At 64.0% G+C, this 6,188-nt stretch carries 7 protein-coding genes; 4 read left to right on the top strand and 3 right to left on the bottom strand.

The genetic code is table 11. The annotated features are described in order from the left end of the window. The 4 genes from ACY693_RS13570 to ACY693_RS13555 form a co-directional block, all read left to right on the top strand. Positions 1-1,262: cation:proton antiporter (locus tag ACY693_RS13570; RefSeq protein ID WP_462322360.1), on the top strand; the 1,262-nt coding region annotated here is incomplete at its 5' end. A 67-nt stretch (positions 1,263-1,329) separates the two neighbouring features. Beyond that, the gene (locus ACY693_RS13565) at positions 1,330-2,277 is read left to right on the top strand and encodes a TrkH family potassium uptake protein (protein WP_462322362.1); all 948 of its coding nucleotides are present in this window, start codon (positions 1,330-1,332) and stop codon (positions 2,275-2,277) included. Positions 2,278-2,317: 40 nt separating this feature from the next. Beyond that, on the top strand, positions 2,318-2,740 hold the full coding sequence (locus tag ACY693_RS13560) for a hypothetical protein (protein WP_462322359.1): 423 nt from the start codon (positions 2,318-2,320) through the stop codon (positions 2,738-2,740). Positions 2,741-2,848: 108 nt separating this feature from the next. Beyond that, the gene (locus ACY693_RS13555) at positions 2,849-3,562 is read left to right on the top strand and encodes a HugZ family pyridoxamine 5'-phosphate oxidase (protein WP_462322358.1); all 714 of its coding nucleotides are present in this window, start codon (positions 2,849-2,851) and stop codon (positions 3,560-3,562) included. 115 nt (positions 3,563-3,677) lie between these two features. Here the strand turns inward: ACY693_RS13555 and ACY693_RS13550 are convergent, their stop codons facing one another. From ACY693_RS13550 to ACY693_RS13540, 3 genes are all read right to left on the bottom strand, one after another. Next, positions 3,678-4,799 (bottom strand): endonuclease, encoded by a 1,122-nt coding sequence (locus tag ACY693_RS13550; protein WP_462322357.1) that lies wholly within the window; start codon positions 4,797-4,799, stop codon positions 3,678-3,680. 313 nt (positions 4,800-5,112) lie between these two features. Next, positions 5,113-5,574: a serine hydrolase gene (locus ACY693_RS13545; protein WP_462322361.1), complete on the bottom strand. Its 462-nt coding sequence runs from the start codon at positions 5,572-5,574 to the stop codon at positions 5,113-5,115. A gap of 362 nt (positions 5,575-5,936) precedes the next feature. Continuing rightward, the coding region (locus ACY693_RS13540; RefSeq protein ID WP_462322356.1) for a hypothetical protein at positions 5,937-6,188 on the bottom strand (252 nt) is incomplete at its 5' end.

Raw genomic sequence — 6,188 nt, 5'->3', positions numbered from 1 at the left:
GAGCTGCTCGACCCGGCTCGGTGAGGCGCGCCGGGGGCCGCGCACGAGAGGTCCCACCCATGCTCGCGATCCTGTCCTTCTACGCGGTCTTACTGGCGCTGACCTTGGCGCTCGAGCCCTGGGTGCGGCGCCTGGGTGTGCCCCTGGGCGCGGTCCTGGTGCTGCTGGGCTTCCTTGGCTCAGAGGCTTGGGTCGCAATCGGCGGCGACACCGGGCTCCACTGGCGGTGGTTTGACGACCTGATCTTCCATCTTCTGCTGCCGATCCTGATCTTCGAGGGCGCCTATCACCTGGCGCCGCGCCACCTGCTGCGCAACCTGGTGCCGATCCTGACCCTGGCGTTGCCGGTGATGCTGCTCTCCACGGCCTTGATTGCCGCGCTGCTGTACATCGGCATTGCCCATCCTGCAGGCTTTCCATGGCCTGCGGCCTTGATCGCCGGGGCGCTGCTGTCGGCCCCCGCGCCGACCGGTGTGTTGGAGGCGCTCCGGCGCGCCGGCGCGCCGCCGCGACTACAGCTGCTCTTCGATGGCGAGGGACTGTTCAACGATGCCAATGCGATCGTGCTCTTCACCTTCCTGGTGGCGCTGGCCACTCGTGACCGGGCCTGGGCGCGTTGGGATGAGAGCGCGCTGGCCATGGTCGGCGTGCTGGTCGGCGGGGCCCTGGTCGGACTGGCCGTTGGCGCGCTGGCGGTGCGCTTGAGGCGAGCATTGGACAGGCCCGTCGAGCGCGGCGTCCTGACCCTGATCACGGCCTACGGCGGCTATGCCCTGGCCACCCAGCTCGAGGTCTCCGGATTGGTCGCGGTGCTTTGCGTCGGGCTCCTGTTCGGCCAACACCGCCGCCGGGAGCCTGACGACGAGGCCTTGTCGGTGCTCTGGGCCTATAAGGCATGGCTCGCCAACCGGCTGTTGTTCCTGATCGCTGGCATCAGCGTGCAGCTGGTCATGTTCACCGATCAATGGCTGGCGATGCTGATCGGCATCGGCGCCACCCTGGTGGCGCGTGCGGCGGCTGTGCTGCTGCTGTTGCCGCTCGCTGTGCGGTTGCCAGGCACTGAGCGCCTGCCCGGCACCTGGTATCCGCTGTTGTGGTGGGGCGGCACGCGCGGCGCGGTGACCCTGGCGCTGGCGTTGTCGCTGCCGGTGGAGCTGCCGTATTGGTGGACGATCCAGTCCATCGCCTATGGCGTGGTGCTCTGGACCCTGTTGGTACAAGCCATGAGCATGCTACTGGTGCTGCGCTGGCTGCGTCCTTGAACCAGCATCGCGTCGCAGGAAGCATCTCTCGCTCTGGTACGCTGACGAACAGTGGCCCGCCTTCGCACTGTCCTTAGCGCTGAGCGCGAGCGCGGGCCTGCTCCTCTGGCTGCCAAATCTCCGCGAGCGCGAGCAGCTCTCGGTGCGCGATGGCTTCCTGATCGTCTCCCTGTTCTGGGCGGTGCTCGGTATGCTCGGCGCGCTTCCATTCATGCTCGGCCTGGATTGGGGCGTGACCGATGCGGTGTTCGAATCCATCTCCGGGTTCACGACCACCGGGGCCACAGTGGTCGAGCAGATCGACGCCTTGCCGCAGTCGATCCTCTACCATCGCCAGCAGATCCAATGGCTCGGCGGCATGGGCGTGATCGTGCTCGCGGTCGCGATACTGCCTCTGCTCGGCGTCGGCGGTATGCAGCTCTCCCGTGCTGAAACCTCCGGCGTCGCCAAGCACGAGAAGCCAACACCGCGCATCGCCGAGACCGCGCGTGCGCTCTGGACCCTCTACTTCGCGCTGACCGCAGCCTGTGCACTGAGCTACTGGATGGCTGGCATGAGCAGCTTTGATGCCATTGGCCGTGCCTTCACCACGGTGGCGACGGGCGGTTTCTCGACCCATGACGCGAGCCTCGGCTACTTCGACAGTGTTGCGATCGAGCTGATCGCGATCGTCTTCATGGTCGCCGGCGGGGTCAACTTTGCCGTCCATTGCCTGGTTTGGCATAAACGCGATCTCGGTGTCTATCTGCGCGATACCGAGGTCTTCGCCTACTTACTGATCTTCGTCGGCGGAGCGCTGCTGATCAGCCTCAGCCTGTTCATGACCACGGCCTATGCGACGCTCGGGGAGGCATGGCGCTATGGCGCCTTCCAGGTCGCTTCGATAGAGCGATCCGGCTCGACTTCCGTGCCGACTCGTCCACCAGCCGCGCAAGGATCAGCACCAGCATCAGGCGTTCGGCCCTGTCGGGGTGCAGGACCAGCCCATGCAGCCCGGTGCCGAGCACCACTATAATGCAGAGCCATTCGCACACTCGGAGACTGAGACGATGAGGATGACGACGCTGACAATGGCCGTCGTGGCCTTCGGTCTGGCGCAGGGCGCCGCAGCCGCCGATCTCAAGGGCAAGTGGGAGGCGTTGAGCAATACGGCGACCTCGATCACCGGCGACATTCAGGTCGCGGATGATGCGATCATGTTTGGGGACGGGACCAGGCTCGCGATGTCTGCCGAGGGTTCGGTAACGGGCCACTGGGGCGACCAGCAGGGTCCGGTCGAGGGAGCGATCTACCGGCTGGAGCTGCCCGCCGACCCGACGCTCCTTCATGGCAACCGGTTCTGCGGCTTGCCGGACAACAAGGTCAGCTACGTCGTGCTCGCGCCCTTCGACGAGGGGCTAAGCCTGCTCGTCTATACAGGTGACGCCAAGCCGATGCCAGACGCCAGTCCCTGCGCCATCTACAACTATGCCCGATAGCTGGTCGCTGGCCGGAGTGAACGAGCGCTTTCCGCTCCATGCAGTGCTGACCCTTCCCGTAACCGAGGCGGAGGTCGAAGCCGTGCTGCCTGCCGCTGCGGCTTCCCAATGACAGACAGCGACACACAGGCCTTTGCGGCCCGCCAGGTGCTCGCCGGCACCTTCCACGGCGTGCTCTCGACCCACTCCTTGGAGCTGGCCGGCTATCCGTTCGGCTCGGTCGTGCCCTACGTCCTTGACCAAGAGGGGCTGCCGTTGCTCTTGCTCAGCCCGCTATCGCAACACACCAAGAATCTCGCGGCCGACAGCCGTTGTGGGCTGACGGTGGTCGAGGAGGGCGAAGGCGATGTCCAGCAACGCGGCCGACTGAGTGCGCTTGGGGAGATCATTGCAGCTCGTCCAGACGCCGATGCCGAGCACTATTTTGGCTACTTTCCGCAGGCCCGGCTGTACCTTGAGCAGCTCGGCTTTGTTTTCTACCGCTTCACGCCCACTCGCTTTCACTGGAACGGAGGCTTCGCCACTGCCCGTTGGCTCGGTACCGACCGTATACTGCGCGCCAATCCGTTGAGCCCAGAATCACGGCGTCGGATCATCGCGCACATGAACCAAGACCATAAGGATGCGTTACGCGGCTACTTGAGGGCGCTGGACGGCGCAGACTGCGAGCAGGAGGTTCTAATGGTCGGCATCGACGCTGAAGGTATCGACGTCAGGGTTGACGATCGTCCTCGACGCATTCCACTGCTGCGCCCGATCGCTTCACCCGGCGAGGCGCGTGAGGTTCTGGTCGAGATGGCCAGGCAACCCGTAGGAGACTGAGCAATGGTCCGCTTCGCGTCCCGCCTCGGCAAGTGAGATCGGCAACAGCCGTCTTCAGCCGCAGCCGGATCATGGTCGGCATGGCCCCAGCGCAACGCTCTTCTTTCTGGCTCATCTACAGCTGCCGATACCTCACCACATACTCATTTTCCATCCCTTGCAGCCGTGCGATCCGCTCCTGGCGTCGAATCTCCCAAGCATCTGGAGGGTCGAGATTGTTCCAGGCCCGATACAGCTGCTCATCGGTCCTTGAGAGCCGAAACCCATAGGTGTCGTGCATGTACAGCATGATCCTTGCGATGTCTCCGCGCAGGGCGTCGGGCGGCTGAGCGCGTCGGCCGCGGGCGTCGATGCGAATGCCGCAGTCACCGTAACGCTCACCGTCCGGTGCCATGCCCCAGGGATAGTCTCGGCGATCGCCGTTGATCATACCAACTGCGGGAATGAGGTTGTGCAGATCATTGTGGGCAACGACGAAGCCTTCATCGACGCGCAAGCAGCAGGCGCGCCCAGACATCAGCTCACCGTTGTCCTCGCGGCAGGCGCGATAGCTGGCCGGGTCGCGCCAGCAGCGGCGGAAATTCCCGAACTGTGTGGCGGGAAAGACATGCTCGGCCTCTACGCGCCGAGCTCGTTCATTGTTGGCATAGCGCTCGAGGCCGCAACTGCTCAGGTCGATGTTGCGGCGACGCTTGTAGCTGCAGCCACAATAGGCGGTGACGCGATGGCGACGATAGACTCGATCGTAGAGCAAATCCTTGGCGTTGGCGAAGCTGCCGGCGACATGCGGTAGATCACCGCCGCCAGCTGGTAGGGTGGGTTGAGGCCACCAATCTCCGACCAGGTCGTCAACCAGCCCCCCGATGAAATCACCAAACAGCGCTTTGGGGTCTGGCAGCAGATCGCCCAGACTGGGTAGACGAATGCCCAGGTCGCCATCGCTGGCAAGCGCGAGTGCATCCCTGACCAGGTCTTCCCCGCGCTCTAGGAGCACGGGGCCCGAGTCGCTTAGCCAGTCCGCGCTCGCCCTAATGAGCGCGTTGCCAACATCGACCAGGAGGACGCGCACCTCGCGGGTGATCACCATGGCCCGTTGGCCGGTCTCGGGCCACTCGGCGGTGACCGAGACCGGTATGAACGAGATGGCGGAGATTAGCGCCAGCGTAATCACAACGCCGCGCAACCAGGCTAGGAGTCGTCGCAGCGTCGAGGCAGTGGCACGGCCTTGAGTCGGCACTGGCCGCGCGGTGCTTGTGCTGTGCTTTGTCGATGCCCGTCGTTGACTGGTGGAGCCGCGGCGAGCTTTGGAGCGGACAGGGGTATCGGCGGAACGGCGGGTCATGCGGTACGGCGCTTCAAATCAGAAGCGGAGAGTACCAGACCGCGCACGGAAGTGCGTGCCCGTCGAACCCGATCCTGGCAATACAGGATACGATTGCCGTGGTGGCTAGCGTTGAGTCGGGTTGATCCGACCCTTCGCACCGAGACCTCACAAGACTCTTGGAGACACAGGGTCAGCACCGCCTTTCGACGGCTTAGGTTACGAAGGGTTAGAGCTGCGGAGGGCTTGGTAAACGCTCAAAGCGGCCCTGACCGTACTTGTTGTAGCGCTCCAGCGTGACCGCAGTCGCCTGCGGTTGGCCGTCCATATGGAACTCGGCGCCACTGAGCCCGATTGCGTTCTCACCCCTGGTCTCGAACACGAAGAGGTTGCCGTCCCAGCGGGACAATGGGAAGGCCATCATCTGTGGACCGAATGTATACCCGATGTTGCTGTAGTTAAAGCTGATTCGAAACTGATCGAGCGGGAGGAACTGGAGCCGCGGCAAGATCTGCTCCCGGCTAAAGCCTAGGTCTTCGAGGAGGTCGCCACCATGCGCAGGGAGACCGCTGCGGTGGGAGAGGAGATCGCCAACGGTGACCTCGCCGGTGATGAAGGGGCTAGCCAGCTTCAACTCGGGTACGAACGGACTCACTCGTGTATCCCAGCCGATGGTGCCATCACCGACGATGCCGGCGGCATTGACGCGATTGACGACGTGTGGGCATGGATCATGCCGTTAGCCACATCTCAAAGAGGCCGGCGCCATCTAGGGCTGGACCCAACGGCCAGCCTCTCCTGCGATTGTGCGCCATCACAGCTCATTGGGCGAGGGCAAGGCCGCACTCGCCAGGCTTATCCGGACCCTCATGAAGACGGATACCTGAGTCGTCAGCTCGATCAGCTGAGCCTCCGTCAAGACAATAGGCCATTGCGCTTTGGGAGCGCCGCACTCTCTGGGTGATCGTTCCGGCCTTTGTCAGTGCGCCGTTCTGGCTTTCAAGCAGCGTGCGCTCAAGGTGACGGTGATCACGCGCATGAAGAAGAACCCGGTCACATCGATGCTGCGCGCTCTTGGAGCTGACCGAGGAAGGTGCGCAGCTCGCGTTCCAGGCCGGCCTTCATCAACGCGGGTCCCACCAGCGGAAACAGCTGAAAACCGGGCTCAAGCTGGGCGCGATAGTCGACCCGAACCGAATCCTGAAGCGGCGTCAGGAGCCACTCGGTGCGTCCCGCCGCGAAATCACTTTGCTCGGGAACGATCACCGCGACCAGGCGTCTTGGGCCCACCTGGACATCTTCGAC

The sequence above is a fragment of the Halochromatium sp. genome (assembly GCF_054919635.1).
This window is presented reverse-complemented; position numbering and strand designations above follow the sequence as displayed.